This window comes from Leptospira sp. WS58.C1 (assembly GCF_040833995.1).
Lineage (GTDB): Bacteria > Spirochaetota > Leptospiria > Leptospirales > Leptospiraceae > Leptospira_B > Leptospira_B cinconiae.
In genome coordinates, this window is the sequence record NZ_CP162137.1 from 3,335,890 (window position 1) to 3,354,495 (window position 18,606).

At 40.7% G+C, this 18,606-nt stretch carries 15 protein-coding genes; 9 read left to right on the forward strand and 6 right to left on the reverse strand.

Translation table 11 applies throughout. The features are described from left to right. Positions 1–13: 13 nt before the first annotated feature. The 4 genes from AB3N61_RS15330 to AB3N61_RS15345 all read right to left on the reverse strand — a co-directional run bounded on the left by AB3N61_RS15330 (position 14) and on the right by AB3N61_RS15345 (position 4,564). Entirely contained in the window at positions 14–1,138 is a 1,125-nt protein-coding gene (locus tag AB3N61_RS15330) for a CapA family protein (RefSeq protein WP_020769026.1), read from the reverse strand. A 20-nt stretch (positions 1,139–1,158) separates the two neighbouring features. Beyond that, positions 1,159–2,286, reverse strand: a complete 1,128-nt coding sequence (locus tag AB3N61_RS15335) for an LIC_10091 family lipoprotein (protein WP_367898009.1) — start codon at positions 2,284–2,286, stop codon at positions 1,159–1,161. Positions 2,287–2,421: 135 nt separating this feature from the next. Next, entirely contained in the window at positions 2,422–3,189 is a 768-nt protein-coding gene (locus tag AB3N61_RS15340) for a hypothetical protein (protein WP_157186894.1), read from the reverse strand. Between the two features lie 193 nt (positions 3,190–3,382). Continuing rightward, a complete protein-coding gene (locus AB3N61_RS15345; protein ID WP_367898010.1) occupies positions 3,383–4,564 on the reverse strand; it encodes an acyl-CoA dehydrogenase family protein in 1,182 nt (393 codons plus the stop codon). A 237-nt stretch (positions 4,565–4,801) separates the two neighbouring features. Here AB3N61_RS15345 and AB3N61_RS15350 point away from each other — a divergent pair, with 237 nt between their 5' ends. The 9 genes from AB3N61_RS15350 (at position 4,802) to rsmA (ending at position 15,622) form a co-directional block, all read left to right on the forward strand. Then, complete coding sequence (locus AB3N61_RS15350; protein ID WP_367898011.1) at positions 4,802–7,243, forward strand: glycosyltransferase family 39 protein; 2,442 nt, start codon at positions 4,802–4,804, stop codon at positions 7,241–7,243. A 13-nt stretch (positions 7,244–7,256) separates the two neighbouring features. Beyond that, a complete protein-coding gene (locus AB3N61_RS15355) occupies positions 7,257–7,553 on the forward strand; it encodes an LIC10362 family protein (RefSeq protein ID WP_367898012.1) in 297 nt (98 codons plus the stop codon). Between the two features lie 98 nt (positions 7,554–7,651). Then, positions 7,652–8,413: an electron transfer flavoprotein subunit beta/FixA family protein gene (locus tag AB3N61_RS15360; protein ID WP_020769329.1), complete on the forward strand. Its 762-nt coding sequence runs from the start codon at positions 7,652–7,654 to the stop codon at positions 8,411–8,413. Between the two features lie 11 nt (positions 8,414–8,424). Continuing rightward, positions 8,425–9,384, forward strand: coding sequence for an electron transfer flavoprotein subunit alpha/FixB family protein (locus AB3N61_RS15365; protein ID WP_020769254.1), 960 nt, complete (start codon positions 8,425–8,427; stop codon positions 9,382–9,384). A gap of 32 nt (positions 9,385–9,416) precedes the next feature. Beyond that, entirely contained in the window at positions 9,417–10,007 is a 591-nt protein-coding gene (locus tag AB3N61_RS15370) for a LolA family protein (protein ID WP_008594884.1), read from the forward strand. 3 nt (positions 10,008–10,010) lie between these two features. Continuing rightward, complete coding sequence (locus AB3N61_RS15375; protein ID WP_020769334.1) at positions 10,011–11,843, forward strand: hypothetical protein; 1,833 nt, start codon at positions 10,011–10,013, stop codon at positions 11,841–11,843. After that, on the forward strand, positions 11,840–12,820 hold the full coding sequence (gene trpS, locus AB3N61_RS15380; RefSeq protein WP_367898013.1) for a tryptophan--tRNA ligase: 981 nt from the start codon (positions 11,840–11,842) through the stop codon (positions 12,818–12,820). Before AB3N61_RS15375 ends, trpS begins: the two co-directional genes overlap by 4 nt. 59 nt (positions 12,821–12,879) lie before the next feature. After that, positions 12,880–14,772, forward strand: coding sequence for a ComEC/Rec2 family competence protein (locus AB3N61_RS15385; protein WP_367898014.1), 1,893 nt, complete (start codon positions 12,880–12,882; stop codon positions 14,770–14,772). Then, positions 14,744–15,622, forward strand: a complete 879-nt coding sequence (gene rsmA / locus AB3N61_RS15390; RefSeq protein WP_036089216.1) for a 16S rRNA (adenine(1518)-N(6)/adenine(1519)-N(6))-dimethyltransferase RsmA — start codon at positions 14,744–14,746, stop codon at positions 15,620–15,622. Before AB3N61_RS15385 ends, rsmA begins: the two co-directional genes overlap by 29 nt. 35 nt (positions 15,623–15,657) lie before the next feature. On the opposite strand, the gene rsgA is transcribed toward rsmA, so the two are convergent. Together rsgA and AB3N61_RS15400 are read right to left on the reverse strand one after the other, a co-directional pair. Beyond that, the gene (gene rsgA, locus AB3N61_RS15395; protein ID WP_367898015.1) at positions 15,658–16,785 is read right to left on the reverse strand and encodes a ribosome small subunit-dependent GTPase A; all 1,128 of its coding nucleotides are present in this window, start codon (positions 16,783–16,785) and stop codon (positions 15,658–15,660) included. Positions 16,786–17,033: 248 nt separating this feature from the next. Beyond that, positions 17,034–18,557, reverse strand: coding sequence for an HDOD domain-containing protein (locus AB3N61_RS15400; RefSeq protein ID WP_367898016.1), 1,524 nt, complete (start codon positions 18,555–18,557; stop codon positions 17,034–17,036). Positions 18,558–18,606 lie beyond the last annotated feature (49 nt).

An 18,606-nucleotide genomic window follows, 5' to 3' on the forward strand; every position in this document is an offset into this window, starting at 1 on the left:
CCGTCAGTACGGATTAAGGACCCAGCAAATCTACAGTATCTTTGTAAAACTGTTTCATTCTTTGGTAAGCGGTATCGGTGAGTTTTCTTTCCTGGTCGTTATTCAGGTATTTTTTAACAGGCAGTAATCTGAACTGAGCCTTGGATCCTGTCCTATCTATATAAACCCAAACAGGCTCATACGCTATATCAAATATATTTAATTTATCATTCTCTTTAGATAAGGAGAATTTGAGGATAATTCCTCCGTCCACATAACGTCTATCCTGCCCGGAAATAAAGTTACCTAAAGAATAAATATAAAATCTTTCCTTAAAGACACCAAATCTGTCTTTAATCGTCTTTTTTCCGAACTTTTGAAGAGTATGAGGATGCCCGCCCAATACGATATCCGCACCGGAAGAAAATGCATGGTCGACCATTTCTACTTGGAAAGGATCCGGTTGGTGCAGATATTCCGTTCCGTAATGATACATTACGATAATTGCATCCGGCTTGGATTTTCTCGCTAATGCGATATCGGAAGCAATTTGGTCTTTATCTATCAGATTAATCACCGTGCCCGCGGGTATTTCCAGACCATTGGTCCCATACGTATAATCTAAAAACGCAAGATTCAGATTTCCGACAGGGACGAATAATATTCTATTTTTCTCATATTCTTCTTTGTCTTTGTAGGTCCCCAAATGTTTTAGACCCAATTGGTCCAGTACGGAAAGAGTTCTTACGACTCCTAACTTTCCTTTATCGCAAGAATGATTATTGGCAGTGGATAGAACATCAAAGCCGATATCTTTGATCGCTTTGGCAAGAGAATCCGGTGCACCGAACTGAGGATAACCTGTATACTGTTTTGGATCTCCAGGAAGGGTTGTCTCCAAATTACCAACGGCAAGATCCGCTTCCGAGATCATGGAAGAAACCTCTTGGAATACTTCATCGAATTTCCAACAATCACATTCTTTATCGTATGCGGTATCGATCTGAGTTTGATGAGACATGATATCTCCCACCGCAACTATTCGGACGGATTCGGCGGAAGGGCCAGTCTTTACATTTTGAGATGAACAAGGAATTGTAAAAAATACTAGACCGAAACAAAGGGTAAAATTTCGGATCATATTAGGACTTTTGAACATCTTCCGAACTCCTGTTCAGATTATCTCTTGGGAGTAACGTTATCCGAGTCTTTTACAACCGGAGAATTAGTAGTCTCCGGAGGTAAAGCTTCGATCAACGAAAATCCTTTTACGATCGGTTTACGATTCCGAAGTAATATCGTGGTATATAGAAGATTCTGTTTAGTCAGCCAGACTTTCAAATTATCTAAAGATTGGATATTATAATGAAAAGGAAACTCTCTTGGGAACATTTCCCCATCCGGAAATCCATATACCTTTGCCCCTTTTGTAACGGTACGGATCACTATACTTTTAGGATCTCCATAAAGATTCAGGAAATTTTTTCTCATTCCTTCCGGATATCTAAAATATTCTTCCGCATTAGAAGTATATAAAATACGGATCGGGATCTCCAGTTCTTTTGCTTTTTCCGAGATGGAATTAATGGTCTTATCCCCCAACAAATTCCCATCGATCGCTATTATTTTTCCGTCCAGAACGAGATTTCTCAAGAACTCATAGTCTTGCGTATCATTATGAAAAGAGGTAAACTCCGGATACACTTTTGAGATCTTATGTAAATCCCCTAATCGTTGCGGGACAGCACCTTTCCTAAGAGCGATTTGATATGACTTTAGAATTACTTGATATTCCGGATCATTCGAAAATCTTTTTTCAATGATAGGAAGGACATCGTTCTTATTCTTAGGATCCCATAACTTTTCATATTCCGGATAAGTAGGAGAAATTTCTATAAAATGAAGGTGAAGCCGATTGATGGAAACAGTGACAGGGTCGAAATCAAAAAGATAGGCGAACTCGCTTCTTGCCCAGGCGATCAATGTTAAATTCTGATCGGTCCCGACTCCCATATATCCGCCGCCTAAACCCACAACCCTGGATTTAAACAGGTCCAACCTTCTCTCATTAGAAGAAGGATAATGTTCCGCATGAAGATGGCGGTCAGCCGGAGGAGTATCGATTGCTGAAAGTTGTAAACCGTCTCTAGTTAAAGAACCCTTTTTTCCGAAAACGGAATGATCTGCCTGACCTTGACCGGAAGAACAATCTGTAAGATAAAAAGCGAAACAAATGAATAAAACCGTTAAGAATGGATTTTTTTTATTTTTGTGTAAAACGACCGTTTTAGGTCCTTTTTCTCTCATGAAATTCCTGCATCCCCGGGCGCTCAATACCCTTGCAGACAGAACTTATAAAACGGCTTTTATACGGGAAGAACTTTACGAGGCTATGGTATTGATAGATCGGCGAGATAGTAGCCTCGCCGAAAAGCAAAAAGATTAGAGATACAATCCAAATCCAAAAGTCGCTTTTGGACCATGCATTTGTAAAGAATCCTGGATCTCGGTATATTTGAACCAGTAATTAGTGTATTCAGCTTCAAAGAAACTATAAAGAGCACCCATATTGACTTTTACCCCTAAACGTCCGAATACTTTTCCTGCATAACAATTATGAGCACAACCACCGAGTCCTAATCCTAACATAAAATATGGATCTACAGTTTTTCTGGGATTCATATGGAAATTGATCCCGAAGTCCAGGGTCGTGGAATTTACACTCATCTTTTCCGTAGTCGGAGCTGATAGGATAGACGATATAATAATTGGATCAGAAGGGATCGATCCGTTGGAAATTCCTTGGATCAAATATAAATTGGCAGTATCGTTTCTAGGAAAAGTCAATTGAACTATATCGGAAGATAACCCGAATACGAACCCGATTATGTTCGGAGCATATTCCGCATAAAATCTAGTGCTATATACATCACCCTTTGGGGCTGGTGTCGGCCTGGACATCAAATATAAAAGCGCCGGATCTATTGTACCTCCGCCAAAAAGGATACTGGGAAGTGCAGCGGCATTAGGGTTTCCAAACCATCCAAGGTTTTGTACGTTTGCATTTCCATATCCGATACCATATTGAACGGACCAATTGCTATTATTCTGATTCCCAGCCTCCCTATTGTCGGCACTTGCACTTGTTGAGGAAACAAGTATAACTAATATACATAATACGCTGATTTTTTTTCCGATTAAATTTTTCATTCTTTCTCCTAGATAAACCATCTTCATTGGCATCTACCACAATATTATCATAATGTGAATATAAAGTTTATCCAATATTGGAGAAAGAAAGACAATGTTAGGCGGACCCTATACGTTTTTACGCCTAATCTTTACTCTTAGAGTAGGATTTTTAAGAAAACCTTACCCCATTTTGGGTAAGATTTTCTTAAAATTAGGAAGTCGTGTATAACTTCTTCAAATCTGCAGCTATGTTCTTTTGCATTGCTTCGTTTGTTCCACCTCCGATAGAAAGTAAGATGGCATCTCTATGTAATCTTTCTACCGGGTATTCTCTACAATAACCATAACCGCCCAATACTTGGATTGCGTTCCTGGAAACTCTTTCCGCCATTTGGGTAGAAACCAATTTTGCAGATGCGGCCCCAAGCGAGTTACGATTTTCAGGATGGATCTTAGAAGCTACATCATACACCAATGCTCTTGCAGCTTGGTAATCCGCATAAGATTCAGCGATCAATCTTTGGATTTGTCCGAATTCTATTAACTTCTTATCGAAGGCTTCTCTATGGAGAATGGAATATTCGCACATAACGTCTATACAACGTTTTGCGATTCCTAAAGATTGAGCTGCAAGAGTCACTCTTTCAATCTCCAGGTTTCTCATCATGTGAGTTAAGGCACCATCCTCGGAGCCGATCAAATTTTCCGCGGGAACCTCTAAGTTCTCGAAGATCAGTTGGGTGGTGGGAGAAGACCTCATCCCCATCTTCTCCTCTTTTTTGCCGAAACTGAATCCAGGATAAGAACTCTCTACAATAAAGGAAGTGGTTCTGCGAGAATCCTTGCTGGTTTTTGCATATACTAAAAAGACCTGACCTACAATCCCGTTTGTGATAAATTGTTTTCGACCGTTTAATATAAATTTATCACCTTTACGAGTCGCAACAGTTCCCATTCCAAGAACGTCTGTCCCTGCTCCGGGTTCTGTCATTCCCATTCCCCCGATCCATTCTCCGGAGAGAACCTTAGGCATATACTTCGTTCTTTGAGAAGGATTCCCGCTATGATAGAAATTGTTTACGAAAAGTACTTCATGAGCTAAATATGATAGAGTAAATCCTGGATCATAAGCGGAAAATTCCTCGTGGATGATCACACTTGCCACAGGATCAAGCCCCATCCCTCCATCCTCCTGCGGAACAGTGACTCCGAATATTCCTAATTCGGCTCCCAACCTGCGAAAGAGATCCTTATTAAAGGACTCTTCATCATCATGATCCTTTGCTTGTTCGTCCAGATTCTCTTTTGCGAAAGCGCTTACATTTTCCCTCAAAGAAAGATGATCGTCGGTTGGATTATAAAGATCTATTTTTTTTTCTTGGATTCCCTTCATTCTAATGCCCTATTCGGTTTCAACTTAAGTATTTTGGACCCGTTGTAAATTGCAACCGAGTTACTGATCTCATCCTAATAGGGTCGGAGTAGATTCTCCTTCTTTTTTTTGATTTTTTGGAAATAACCCCATCATTTTTCCGTTGTCTATTTCGTGAAAACATTCACTAAGACCTAAATTTGATCTACAAATACAAGCTTTACAAATCAAGGATACGATATTATTACGTATTAGGCAGTGGTTTCCTTGGTAAATTTCTTATTTTTTTTAGGCATCCTCCTAAATACGTATTTTATATCGGTCATCCTCCATAAAAAAGGAATTTCACAACCCTTATCCAGAAACTTAGTCTCCTTTACCCTCTCTATTTTAATAGCCGGTTCAATCGCTCTTCTATTAGTTTCCTTCGAGTCTTACAAAATCCTCCCCGTAGTTTTCATTCAACTTTTAGTCGCCGGATCATTCTTAGCTTACATACTCGTTCGCAAGCTTGATCCAATATTGAGTCCACTCTCCGGTAGGAACAACTCCGGAAATTTATTTACTTACATCATTCTTACTTTGCTGCTCGTAAGTGCTGGAGCAATGTATTCCCTTTTTCCGATAGAGTATATTAAAGGAGATAGAGATCATGGAGTGTATGTTGTTTTCGGGAGTAAAATCCAAAAAACGGGGGGTCTGAATTTTGATGATTTTCGTTATCAGGACTTGACACGGGTTTTAGGGAATAATATTATTTTCGGTTATCCGGCAATCCATTCGGATCATTCTCCTCAGGATCCTTCCGTTCCGATCGGTTCTCTTTCTCCCCGTTTTTATCCCCTCTTCCCAACTTTTTTAGCTCTTTCCGCTGATCTATTCGGACTAGATGGGATGTTCCGAGTGAATTCAATATTCGGTGTATTATCTTTAGTATTCATATTTTTGATCGTAAAAAAATGGATAGGACCTTGGGGAGCATTGATCGCAGTTTTTTTCTGCGCCTTCAACCCGGCTCAACTCTGGAATGTTAGGACGACCCTTTCAGAGCCTTTAGGGCAATTGCTTATATTATTCTCATGTTACTTGGCTCTTTATTTTTTTCGAAAGAGCAAGGGATGGATGTTCTTTGCAGGCGGAGTCTTAGGATTAAGCAGTTTCAATAGGATAGACAGTTTAATTTATTTTCCTGCACTCGTGATCCTCGTTGGTTATTTATTATTTTTAAGAAAAAAATCTCTTTGGAGAGGATTTAACTTCTTATTCGGATATTCGGCGATTTCGATCTTAGGAGTTTTATACGGTTATATCAATTCCAAACCGTACATGCTTGATCTATGGAGAAGTAAACAGTTACTAAAATTAACCGTTTTTTGTGTTTTTTCATCTATCTTACTATCCGGTTTATTGATCTTCTCCAATTTACAATTCGGAAAACAATCGATTGTATTACTTAAAAACACGATCCTCAAGAATAAAAAAATCTTACGGATCGTAATTCTTTCCTCCTTATTTCTCTTAATTACATTCGCTTATTCTATTCAACCTGTAATTAGTAATTCGGAGAATCTAACTGATTTCTTTTATTTCAAAAAGAACAGCTTTATATTCTTCTTATTTTATGTTCCTCTTATTCTAGTATTGTTCGGGATCGGAGGATATGATCTATTAGTCTTCCGAAAACAATCTTCCGGCTCATTGGTATTTTTGCTATTAGGATCCCTTCTCTCTTTTGTTTACTTCTACGATCCGAGCATTTATCCGGATCATTACTGGGCATCTAGACGCTGGCTCTTATTTCCCGTTCCTTTTGTATGTATAATGGGAGTTTTGGGAATGTATTCTCTTCCCATAAAAAAACAAGTATTTAAGTCTACCCTGATCGCAATCGTATTTGCAGGTTATGTATATCATCTTTACAATCGAGAAAGATTGATCTTCTTTGAAAGAATGTTGTCCGGTTATTCGGAGGAATTCGAAAGACTATCTATCGCTTTACCGAACGAGAAAGCGATATACTTTACCAAAAAACAGGATCTTGCAAGCCCCCTTCGTTATCTAAGCGGAAGAGAAACTTATTTGATCCACAAGACCCGTCCTTTTTTAGAAAAAGCAAGCCGACTGATCGAATCAGGTTGGAATGTATATTTGATCGAAGAAGACTTCCATTTAGAAGATGGATCTGTTACTTTAGAAAAAGTGGATCAGATCAGTTTAGAAGGAAATTATCCTTTGGATACGGTGAATCGTTATCCGGATATGCTTTTGTATAGAGGGGTCTTCTTACAGGTTTATAAATTAGGATTAGGCCCGAAGGTCTCCATCCAGACAAAAAAATCGGTCTCTATAAATCCTTCTCAATTCACCTACACGTTAAAGACGGTAAGATCGGAACGTAAAAGCCAGCCGAATGTTTATGAAGAAGTGAAAGCCTACGCGTATTGTTTTCAGATAAACCCTACTGGAAAGTTTAAAGTGGAATTCGAAGGAGAGTCCCTTAGCCAAGCTACTTTCAGCGTGACTGCGAACCAATCTTCTTCCGTAATTTTTCCCGAGTCTCCAGGAGTTGGGGACGATAGAAAGATGAACATCGAATTCTCAGTGGAAAATCCCGAGACAGACGATATACAAATCAGGTTCCACACGAAAAGGGACAGGCAAGCAGTTCTTAAATCCCTGCAATTATCGAGAATTCCCTGAACGGAGAATGATTATGCTATATTCTGTCGTATTAACTTTGGTCTGCCTTTTCGCTTTGGTTCTCGGGATCCGAAATCTAGGAAAATTTCCCCTAAGTTTAGAAGAGTTCCGTTTAGAGATCGAGACCTCATTTGCTAACCCGTTTTCCGGAAAGTCCTTAATCTGGTTCTTGTTTCTGATCAGTTTTTTCCTTTTACCGTTTTTCTGGGGATTAACCTTCTTCCTTCAATCGGATGCGAATGTATTGGTTATCATTTTAGGATTATTTTGGATCTATTTTTGGAGCAGAACACTCATTCTGTTTCGATAGGCGAGATTTCCCGAAATAACCGCAAAAAAGTAGTTTGCATTCAAGCTTTTCAGAAATTTCGTGTTTTATAGCCCTATTTATTTGGAGAACGAAAGTTCATGAAGATCATCGTTTTAGTGAAACAGGTGCCTGACACCGAAACGAATATCAAAGTCGGGGACAAGTCCATCAATGAAGCCGGAATTAAATGGATTATCTCTCCGTACGACGAATTCGCAATTGAAGAAGGACTTAGATTACGCGAGAAAAACGGAGGAGAGGTTATTGCAGTCTCTCTAGGACCGGATCGCGTTCAAGAGTCTTTACGCCAAGCATACGCAATGGGAGCGGACCGTGCCGTTCAGATCAAAGTGGACAATTACGTTCCATTCGACACCGTTTTAACCGCAGAACTGATCGCAAATTTCGCGAAAGCTGAAAATGCAGATATCATCATCGGCGGACGCCAATCTATCGATAGCGATAGTTCCCAAGTAGTGATCCAAGTAGCAGAAGGCCTCGGGATTGCTCATATTTCTTTCGCAGTTAGTTTAGAGATCAGCGGAACTTCCGTAAAAGCTACCAAAGAAGTAGAAGGTGGAACACAAGTTGTGGAAACCAGCCTACCTGTAGCAATCACTGCTCAAAAAGGATTAAACGAACCTCGTTATCCTAACCTAAAAGGTTTGATGGCTGCAAAGAAAAAGCCTATCGAAACCAAAACGCCTGCAGATCTGGGAAATCCTGCAAGCAAGATTGAAGTAGTGGGCCTTGAGCCTCCTCCACCTCGTATTCCTGGTCGCAAGTTAGAAGCGGCAGATGCGAAAGGTTACGCTGAACAATTAGTAAAAGCTCTTCGCGAAGAAGCTAAGGTTATCTAAGGAGAACACCCGTGAGCAACGTTTTAATCGTAGGCGAACTCAAAAACGGAGAACTCAAAAAGATCTCCAAAGAAATCACTTCCGCTGGCCGCAAAATTGCGGACGCACTCGGAGGAAAAGTTACCGCTCTTCTTATCGGATCCGGAGTTGAAAAATTCGCAGGAGACCTGGGAGCAGTCGGAGCGGACAGCATAGTTACCGTAAATGCAGGGGACTTCAACGCGGAAACTTGGGCGAACTTAGTAGCCGGAGTAATTCAGGACAAAAAACCTTCCGTTGTTTTAGTTCCTCACACTTCTCAAGGAAAAGATTATTCTCCAAGAGTAGCTGTTAAAGTAGGAGCGGGAATCGTAGCTGATGCAGTAGGTCTTTCCGTAGATGGCGGCAAAGTAGTAGCTAAGAAGCCGATCTACTCCGGAAAAGCATACGGTAATTTCAAAATTACTAGCGATGTAGCTATCTTTACCGTTCGTCCAAACTCTCAAGAAGTAGTACAAAAAGCCGGAGCAGGTGCAACTGAAGCCGCTAGTCCGTCTGCTGGAGATGCGAAAGTTAAAATTGTTTCATCTGATCTAAGCGGTGGGAACAAAGTTCAATTAGCGGAAGCTTCTATCATCGTATCCGGGGGACGTGGAATTAAAGGACCTGAAAACTGGCCTGTTCTCCAAGGTTTGGCGGACGTTTTAGGTGCGGCTTTAGGTGCTTCTCGTGCTGCGGTCGACGCAGGCTGGATTTCTCATAGCCATCAAGTGGGTCAAACCGGTAAAACCGTTTCCCCGAACTGCTATATCGCATGCGGAATTTCCGGAGCGATCCAGCACTTAGCCGGAATGGGTTCCTCCAAGTATATCGTGGCTATCAATAAGGACGGAGATGCTCCGATCTTCAAAGTAGCTACCTACGGAGTCGTAGGAGATCTTTTCGAAGTCGTGCCGGCTCTGACCGACGAGTTTAAAAAAGTACTTGGATAATTTCGTCTAATGAAGCCATAGTAGGAACGATTATGGCTTCATCCAAGGGTATCTTATCCTTTTTGGGTGCCGCAGCTCTACTGGTCTGCGGCACTTCTATTTTATCCGATCCTGGCAAGGAACGGTTAAGCGGCGTCATCGGAAAGATGGCCGAAATTTCCAGTTTTCGGGCGAGTATTACGATCAATAATGAACTCACCGGAACTCTGTCTTATCAAAAACCGAATCATATCCATGTAAAATTTTCCGACGGAAGGGTCATCGCTTCCAACGGACGTTATCTTTGGTTTTATTCCCCTTCCAGAGGAATTGTAGGAAAACAGGACGTAAAAGGTATGACCGGAGGAATGGCTGGCCTACTCTCCGGATACGAAGAGGTGACCCCAGTGGGAGGTTCGCTTCGCCTAAAATCAGCAACCAGAACTTACGAAGAGATCGTGGTTACCCTAGGTCCTGACAATACTCCTCGTTCCCTCCGAATGAAGAGCAGATCTACAGGAGAATATACCTCCGTAAGTTTTTCCGGAGTCCAAACCGGTATAGGTTTACCTGCGTCCCTCTTCAATTTCGGAGCACCTGCGAACGCGCAAATTGTGGAGAACCCGCTTAACGAGAGGGAATAAGTTTTGTCTACTTCTCGCACAGACGCCCATAAGGTCTTCGCAGACCTCTATCGAAAGACACGTTCTCCGGAACACCAACAGAAGATAGACGAAGTCATACAAAAATCGAACGATATATTCATTCGTATCGACTTGATGAAAAAAGTCGACGAAGAGTTCGAACAAAAGAAGAAAGAAGAATCAGGCAAAAAACCGGAGGAAGAAGATAGATCTTCAAAATCATCTCAGTCCTCCTCCGCTTCTTCCAAAGCTGCGCCTAAACCTGTAAAAAGACAACAGGATGCCGGAGCAGGTCTAGGATTTCTCGCCAACCTTTTCGGTGGAAATGCGAATATTACGAAATTTGCAAAAGAAACCGGAACTGTAGAAGTAGGTTTTTTAGGAAGAAATTCCAAGATCGCTCCTTCTGTAGAAAGACTATTCAAAGCATTAAAAGAAGACCAGATCATATCCACATTACAGGCGCTTAGGCTTGCGGAAAGCCAAGGTTGGAGACATTGGAGACCATTGGTCTACAATGTGGTACTGAATTTTAATAAATTTTTCAATAACTTCATCTCTTTAGATTCGCTCTTCATCGACGAAATTTCTCCGGAGATCTTTTTGAACAGATCTTTGAAGATGCAGATGTATTATGCACGTCATCTTTCCAGGAACGACGCCAGAGATATCATCTTAGGCCATGTTCCGGAGTTGGTAAAGAAGGACGAAAAATTATCCGTAAAACTTCCGTCCATCATATCCGGCTTGAACTATGGATTAAATCTGGAAAACGGAAGACCCAAACTTACGGATGCGATCCGGGCATTCTATGTGGTTTCCAATAAAAAGGTGATCACTTGGGACGAAATATTAGATTCTCTGAATGTTCCTCCGATCAACGAAACCAAATTCCAGGGTTCTCCCGATATAACCAAAGAAGTGGAAACAACATTGATCAAATTGTCGGATGATATTCTGACAAGGATGAACAAGAAAGAAGAACTACACGGTCTAAGACAACGTTATTTCAAAATAGACGATAATGGAAAGATCTCATTCGATTTCTTGAACGGGGTTGTAGACGATTATTTCGCCCATCATATGCCAGAGAATATGAATTCTGCGGCATTTAAATCCTCATATAAAGGAATGCCTCATAAACTGATCCATATCCTACTTCGTGATTTTCAGTCATGTTACACTCCTTTATTGGAAGGAATGGTTAAGATCGGGACTAAAAACCATAATAGGGATGTGCTGGTGATCCAACCCGGCCTATTCAAAGCGGAGATAGAGGAAATTAATAATCTTCTTAGACAATTGGATGCGTTCAACAAAAAGTATCCCAGCTTTCAATATACTTTCTCCAATTTTAACCAAAATACTTCAGGCGGATCCGTAGAAGACCAGATCACGGTAAACTTGCTAAGATTACTTTCGGAAGCTTCCGCCTTCATGGGAAAATTTGCGGAAAAAATCAACGTATTGGTGGAAAACCATCTATTAGCAAAAGATTATGAAACGAAAGGACAATTAAACGAAAGGGTCCTTGCTTCTAAAGAAAAAGTGATCGAAGAAGTGAAAGTCCTTCACAGATTCATACCATATTATGATTCCACGATGGTCTCCGGGAATCGTTTAAACGGCAAAACTTTGGAATACGTTTTTGTGGATATGGCGCAGCTATTATTTAACTACGCAGTCATCTATAAAGACAAGTTCACCGTTAACAAACTGACCGCTCATAGAAAGTTGGATTCGGAACTAAGCGCATTAAAGGCCGAGTACGAACGTCTATCCGGAAAAACTTTCGACGATCCACAAAACCGATTCTCTTCCTCGGAGGAACAATGAGGATATTGACCGGAGTACAACCTTCTGGTAAATTACATTTAGGAAATTACTTCTCCGTTATACGCAAGTTAGTCGATTATCAAAACAATTCAGATCTATTCTGTTTTGTGGCAGATTTACATGCCTTGACTACTTTTAGTTCCGCAAAAAACCAAACGGAAAATACTTATGATGCCGTTTGCGATTTTTTAGCCTTAGGAATTGATCCGGACAAATGTGCTTTCTGGATCCAATCGGAAGTTCCGGAAGTAACGGAACTCACTTGGTATTTGAGCATGTCGATCACAGTTCCTAAATTGGAATTAGCTCACTCTTATAAAGATAAAGTCGCAAAGGGAATTGTTCCGAGCGGTGGACTTTTCTTTTATCCGGTATTAATGGCAGCGGATATTCTTGCATTCAATAGTGATAAGGTGCCTGTAGGAAAAGACCAAAAGCAACATTTAGAATACGCAAGAGATATAGCGGAGAAGTTCAACTCCCAATATGGAGAAACTTTTAAACTTCCGGAACCTGAAATTGACGAGGAGACTGCGATTGTGCCCGGAGTGGACGGTGCAAAAATGTCCAAGTCGTATGGAAATACGATCAACTTTTTCGATGATGAGAAGAAGTTAAAAAAATCGGTAATGGGAATTCTCACGGATTCCGCCGGAGTGGAAGAGCCGAAGGATTATGAAAAAAGTATAATATATGCGATCCATTCCCTTTTCTTAGACGAGTCCGGCAAAAAGGATCTGCAATCCAGATTTACCAACCCGGGAACCGGTTACGGAGATCTCAAAAAAGCACTGTTAGAAACGATCTTAGATTATTTCGGGCCTTACAGAAAAAAAAGAGAAAAGATCTCGGCTGATCCAGCATACGTAAGATCCGTCATGAAAAAAGGTTCCGATAAAGCAAGAGCGGCTTCGTCCCAGATCTTGGATAAGGTGAGAGACAGACTCGGGATCGGGATCTCAAAAGTTTCTAACTAAAAAATACCGCGGAATGAGAATTCCGCGTACGATCCCGACATCCCGAGACAGGTATTCGTATGGGCGAATACTTGGAACAAAACTACCGAGACTGGATCCCGTCCTCCTTATTTTCCTATCTAATCCTTGGACTTTTATCCGCTTTATTTCTAGATATTTTCTTTCCGGACCTCGTCCTAGTTTGGACGGCGATACATTCAATTAGAATAATATTCTTTTCTCTTTCATTTTCCTCAGGAAAAAAGATCTCCAGCTTTTCTTGGGGAGTGATCTTATTTTTTATTTTAGCGATCTTCGGTTACACCAAAAGATCCGCTCCTTTTTTAGAAGAATCCGGTTTCTGGAAAAAACAATTCTCCCAAAAGATCAACCAAACATTGGATAAAGCAAAGATAGAAGGTAGAGCCAAGGAAATTTCCTTAGGATTGGTTTTAGGAGATGCAAAAGGTTTAGACAAAGAATTTAAGAAGAATGCTAGAGAAGGAGGGATTTTACATTTATTCGCAGCCTCAGGCCTACACTTGGGAATTTTAATCGGATGTATGTTTGTGATCCTAAAACGAATTCCTTTTTTAGGATATTATATTCCGAGAATACTCCCTGTGCTATTGGGACTCATTTACTTAACCTGTTTAGGTTTTCCGATCTCACTTGCAAGAGCATGGATATTCGCAACCTGGATACTCTTACAATCATTGTTTTTTAGAAAATCTAGACCGGCAGATCTATTGATCTCTTCTGTCGGACTAGTTTATCTTTGGGACCCGGTTCGTTCTTTCGGAGTTTCTTTTTTACTTTCTTTCGGTGCAGTATCAGGCATTCTACTTTTGCTTCCAATTTTCCAGAAATGTATTCCCCCCATACCGGAAGATAAAACGATCCTAAGTCGATTTTTAGGTTTTTGGAGAGAAAATCTTTTGGTTTCCTTATCCGCAGGGATAGGCACTTTACCTTCTTTAATTTATTATTTTGGGACCTATAGTTTCGGTTCTCTGGGTTTAAATCTGATCTTGGTCCCAATCTGCGGGATATTACTTCCTCTATTATATTTTTCTTTAGCATTAGAATCCGTGCATATTTCCTTACTCGCCAAACCGTTCTGGCAGATCGTTTTATTCCTTTTGGAAATATTAGAAAAGGTGACTCTCTATTGGGGTGAATCGAATTGGAATTGGATGTATCATTATCGAGGACCCACAAAGTTTTTCGGTTTAGTGATCTGGTTTTTATTCTTAAACTTCTTATTCTTATGGAAATTGCTCCCTTCCGATAAAATTGAGAATTCCAACTTAGATCTTTCTGATTCCGTAAAGAATAAGACCCGTACCCACCCATTGCTCAAGAACATCTGGATCTTGGGATTTTGTATCTGTTGCGGTTTCCAATTTTTATTGGCGAATTCTTCCACTTGGATACGGCTTCCCGATGTATTTTTCGGAGATCGATTCACCTTTTTGGTCCAAGAAAAGAACAGATTAGTTCTTGGAGGAAAATGTAAGTATAGTTCCAAAATTCTGTATAAGTCCTTGGGCAAAGATCCGGAAAGATTCTGCGGAAATTCCAAAACACGAAACGAGATCTATATTGAACATGAATCCTGCTTGGAATGGATCTCCGAATGTTTAAGAAGAAACCAAAACCTATCCCTGAAATACGGAGGAAAAGAAAAACCTAAGACCGCAGGTTTTGAAAATTGGATCTTAGTCCCTAAGTTAGTGGAATTTCAACTACCGGACCCAGGCCAAAAACTGATCCGATTCGAAGTCGGAAAAGATTCCCTTCTCACTTTAGCAAACCGGACAAAAAAAGGAGAAGGGATCATACTCATCCTTTCCAGATTTGGGATGAAAGATGATCCGAGAGACTGGAATCGATTTAGAAAACAGCTTGGAATCGCTCCCGGTTGGAAGTTTATTGGAAGTGATGAACTCCCCGGAATACCCGTTTTATAAACCCAATATAATCCGGGAATTCTTATCCGAACGATCTTCTGCTCCGCTTAAAAAATGGGGGCAAAACTTTCTAATCGATCCAAACGCTGTAAAAACTTTATTCTCCAGCGCAGCTCCGGAACTGATCGACAGAGCGGAACTGATCCTGGAAATCGGCCCGGGTTTAGGAGCACTCTCCCACATACTCTACGGCCTCGGAAAAAAGCTGAGATTGTACGAGATCGATCCGGTATATTATAAATGGCTAAATGAATTCCTTCCTGGAACGGAAATCATTTTAGGAGATGCGAGAGAAACATTATCCGAACAAGAAAATAGCTCCTGTTTTTTATTCGGAAATCTGCCTTATTATATCACTTCCGAACTCATACTTCTTTCATTGGAAAAGCTTCCGAATTTGTTAGGAGCGGTCTTTTTGGTACAAAAAGAATTCGCGCAAAGAATCACTAAAGAGATCTCTTCTCTTTCTATTTATGCGGGAGCCTACGGAAAATTCCGAAGTAAAAAGACGATCAAGGCTGGATGTTTTTATCCTTCTCCCAATGTGGATTCGAGCGTTCTCACGTTTGTTTCAGACAAAAGATTTTCCCAAAAAACATCTTATCAAGTTTTAGAAATATTATGCAGGACCTTATTTTGGGGCAAAAGAAAAAAGATAGGTTCATCCATCAAAGAAGCCCCATTGGATTCCTTTTATCCGAACGGTCTTCCCCTCCAAATCTCGCATGAAAATTTAAGATCTAAATTGAAAGAATGTTTAGAGTCTGCAGGAATTTCCTTAGATAAAAGACCGGAAGAGTTAAAGGCGGAAGATTTTTATAAGGTTGTGGAGTTTTTTCAGATCGATTAAAAAGAGCAGAGGAGACTCCCCTGCTCTCTTCGAAACTAACGATACCTTTCTCGGTCTCGTTGTTGTTGCATTCTTTTTTGTTCTTTGTGGATGGATTTCCACTTCGCTTTTTGTTCTCTGAACTCAACCGAGTTGGGAGCGCTTAAATTAGCAGTCCTTTCCAACTCTCTTTTGAGTTTCAGATAACTTTTGAATCTTTCTTCCGAAATTTTTCCCAACTCGATAGCGCTTTTCACACCACAATCAGGTTCACTTATATGCGAACAATCATGGAATCGGCAATTTGAAGCCGCTTCGAAAATTTCAGGAAAGGTCTCTTCCAACCCGGAACCGTCGGACCAAAGTTGGATCTCCCTCATACCTGGAGTGTCCAGGATCCAAGCGCCTGAATCCAAACGGAACATCCATCTGTTTGTGGTGGTATGTCTTCCTTTGGAATCGGATTCTCTGACTTCGTTTACGGATCGGATCTTTTCTCCGATCAATAAGTTGAGAAGAGAAGATTTACCTACTCCGGAAGATCCTATAAAAGCGGAAGTAGATCCATCCTTCCAAAACATTTCCAGTTGTTCCAAACCTTCTTGTTTATGATTCGAAACGGAGAATACTTCCACACCGGGACAAGACTTTTGAACGATAAGGATCTTCTCTTTAAGTTCTTCTTCTCTACCTGTATACAGATCTTTTTTGGTAAGTACGACTACGGGCGTTGCCTTACTTTCCCAGATCTGTATCAAAGTTCTTTCCAATCTTCTCGGTTGAAAATCCCCGTCCAAACCTTGTAAAAGAAAAATTCGATCCATGTTTGCACAGATCGGATCCGGTCTTAAAGTTTCTCCTTTGACTTTTCGTACGAGTAAACTTCTTCGAGGAAGGACTTTGTGGATAAGGTATTCTTCTCCGCTTAATTTTGTGACAAGGACCCAATCTCCCGCAACCGGTAGATCCAAACTAGAATCCGCATTAAAGCGAAGCGCTCCGGTCAAAATTCCGGTTCCTTCTTCCTTTAAACTTCCTAGTTCGAGTCGAAACTCTTGTCCTTGTTCTCCGATAATCCTCGCTGAGATCGGATCGGAGATACGGAGGTCCTCTGCAATTTTGATAAATTCTTTTTCTCTATCCGCATCCCATACGGATAAATTCAAAGATGGTTTTTGATTCATTTTTTTTGCCAAAACCTATAATAGGCTGTCCCAAGCTACTGTAGCAGGACCACGATACTAATCGTTGGCTCCAGTTTTGAGACGGACTATAACTATAGGCAGTCAATCAGACTATTTCATGTAACTCCCCCGTGATACGAGGGTCCTTTGAGGAAAAGGTTGTAAACAATTAGGCAATCATATGCAAACTGGTACTTAGACTTTCGGGCGCTATATAAGTTGTAAAGTTTTTTTTGAGAAGAAACGATTCAGGCAGAATATTTCTGGAAGGCTTTATATTCTTCTATGACCTTTTTACCGAACTCCAACCATTCTTCATCCTTCTTAAAACCGAAATGTTGGAGAACTTCCCAGTGAATGGCAGCCGGATCGGCTTTACCATCCAAACAATCTATGATCCAATCGGATAAGTAGACTGCAAATACAATGTCTCTGGATTCTTTTTTGGCCATCAACGGTCTATGGTGGTATTCTGCGGCCACCTTGATCGTATCCGAAAAATTCCATTTTTCGCAGATCATACCTCCTAAGGAAGTATGTGTGATCCCTAGTGCAGCTTCTTCCAAACCTAAGGTAGAAGGTAAAAGTTTTTTGCCGGAGATATCGGTTAACTTTTCAATCGTATCTCCTTCTAAAGAGAGTAAAAGTACAAGTCCAATATTATGAAGAAGTGCGGCACAGACCAGATTGGTCAGGAACGTTTTCTTCCAGCCCATTCGTTCTCCTAATCTCCTGCAAATATAGGCGGAAAGACTGGACATCTCCCAGATATGTTCGAACTCTTTGTATCTTTCTTCCAGGATCTTTTTTGTCCCAAGGCTCAAAAGAATATTATTTAATTCCGATAGACCGATCAGTTTGATCGCATCTTCCAATGTTTCCACCTTTCTTCCTTGTGCAAAAGAGGCGGAGTTGGCGAGTTTTAGGATATTGGTGGATAAGGAAACGTCCCTTCCGACTTGTTCGGTGATCTGTTGGATGGAAGAATCCGGCTTATTGATCAGACTCATGATCTGATTTAGGTTTTCCGGAAATGTCGGAAGTTTATCTATCTCTGCGATAATTTCGACCGTACGTTGGTAGGAAACATTTCGATGTTTGAAGTCCAACGGAATTTTGATATAAGCGGAAGTAATCCCTCCTTCCGCCTTTAACTTATAGGAATCAGCAGCTATCCCTTCGTTCTTTAACATCAGAAGGGACATGGCAAGCCCAAGACCCGCGCCTTCAGAATCGTCGGCGTGATCTGCAAAAACTTCACCCAAGTCGTTGTATTCTTTACTCTTGCCGATCCTGTTCTCTACACGTTTTAATTCTTCCGCAATGATAGGAGCGTTATTCGAAACTCTCATCAAGAAGCTAGTTCGATTAAAGGCCAGAGTGATCAAACAATGGAATTTAACTTTTTCCAACAAGGCTGCATATCTTTCCTTGTCTTTGATCATTTCTTTCTTAAAATTCGCCATCCCTCTAACGTAATCGTCCGGATTGGAAATGTTCAGATTATTTTCGGCGAAAAAGATACGTTTGGAATTTGCCTTAACGGCGTTCATCGCGCTTTCTCTCAAAATAGAAAAAACGGACTCTTTCAAGGAGATCGCATCCAAATAGACTAGGTACCTGTCCAAAAGAACGCTGAGCAGTTTATCCACACTTTTATTCAAGGTGTTAAACCGAATATAGAGAGGATTTAGCTTTTCAATACGTTCGTTTACGTTCCGAACGCTCAGATAGTATCCTTCCTTTTCGAAATGGTACCAATTTATATTCATTTTCGCTCGGCGGAAGGGCCTGCTATATCCTACTGCTGAGCAGGTTTTG

What these genes read in the sequence shown, in the direction of transcription:
- AB3N61_RS15335 (WP_367898009.1), bottom strand. Translation starts at nt 2,286, where the DNA reads ATGAGAGAAAAAGGACCTAAAACGGTCGTTTTACACAAAAATAAAAAA.
- AB3N61_RS15385 (WP_367898014.1), top strand. Translation starts at nt 12,880, where the DNA reads ATGGGCGAATACTTGGAACAAAACTACCGAGACTGGATCCCGTCCTCC.
- AB3N61_RS15360 (WP_020769329.1), top strand. Translation starts at nt 7,652, where the DNA reads ATGAAGATCATCGTTTTAGTGAAACAGGTGCCTGACACCGAAACGAAT.
- rsmA (WP_036089216.1), top strand. Translation starts at nt 14,744, where the DNA reads ATGAACTCCCCGGAATACCCGTTTTATAAACCCAATATAATCCGGGAA.
- AB3N61_RS15330 (WP_020769026.1), bottom strand. Translation starts at nt 1,138, where the DNA reads ATGTTCAAAAGTCCTAATATGATCCGAAATTTTACCCTTTGTTTCGGT.
- AB3N61_RS15345 (WP_367898010.1), bottom strand. Translation starts at nt 4,564, where the DNA reads ATGAAGGGAATCCAAGAAAAAAAAATAGATCTTTATAATCCAACCGAC.
- AB3N61_RS15370 (WP_008594884.1), top strand. Translation starts at nt 9,417, where the DNA reads ATGGCTTCATCCAAGGGTATCTTATCCTTTTTGGGTGCCGCAGCTCTA.
- AB3N61_RS15355 (WP_367898012.1), top strand. Translation starts at nt 7,257, where the DNA reads ATGCTATATTCTGTCGTATTAACTTTGGTCTGCCTTTTCGCTTTGGTT.
- AB3N61_RS15340 (WP_157186894.1), bottom strand. Translation starts at nt 3,189, where the DNA reads ATGAAAAATTTAATCGGAAAAAAAATCAGCGTATTATGTATATTAGTT.
- rsgA (WP_367898015.1), bottom strand. Translation starts at nt 16,785, where the DNA reads ATGAATCAAAAACCATCTTTGAATTTATCCGTATGGGATGCGGATAGA.
- AB3N61_RS15400 (WP_367898016.1), bottom strand. Translation starts at nt 18,557, where the DNA reads ATGAATATAAATTGGTACCATTTCGAAAAGGAAGGATACTATCTGAGC.
- trpS (WP_367898013.1), top strand. Translation starts at nt 11,840, where the DNA reads ATGAGGATATTGACCGGAGTACAACCTTCTGGTAAATTACATTTAGGA.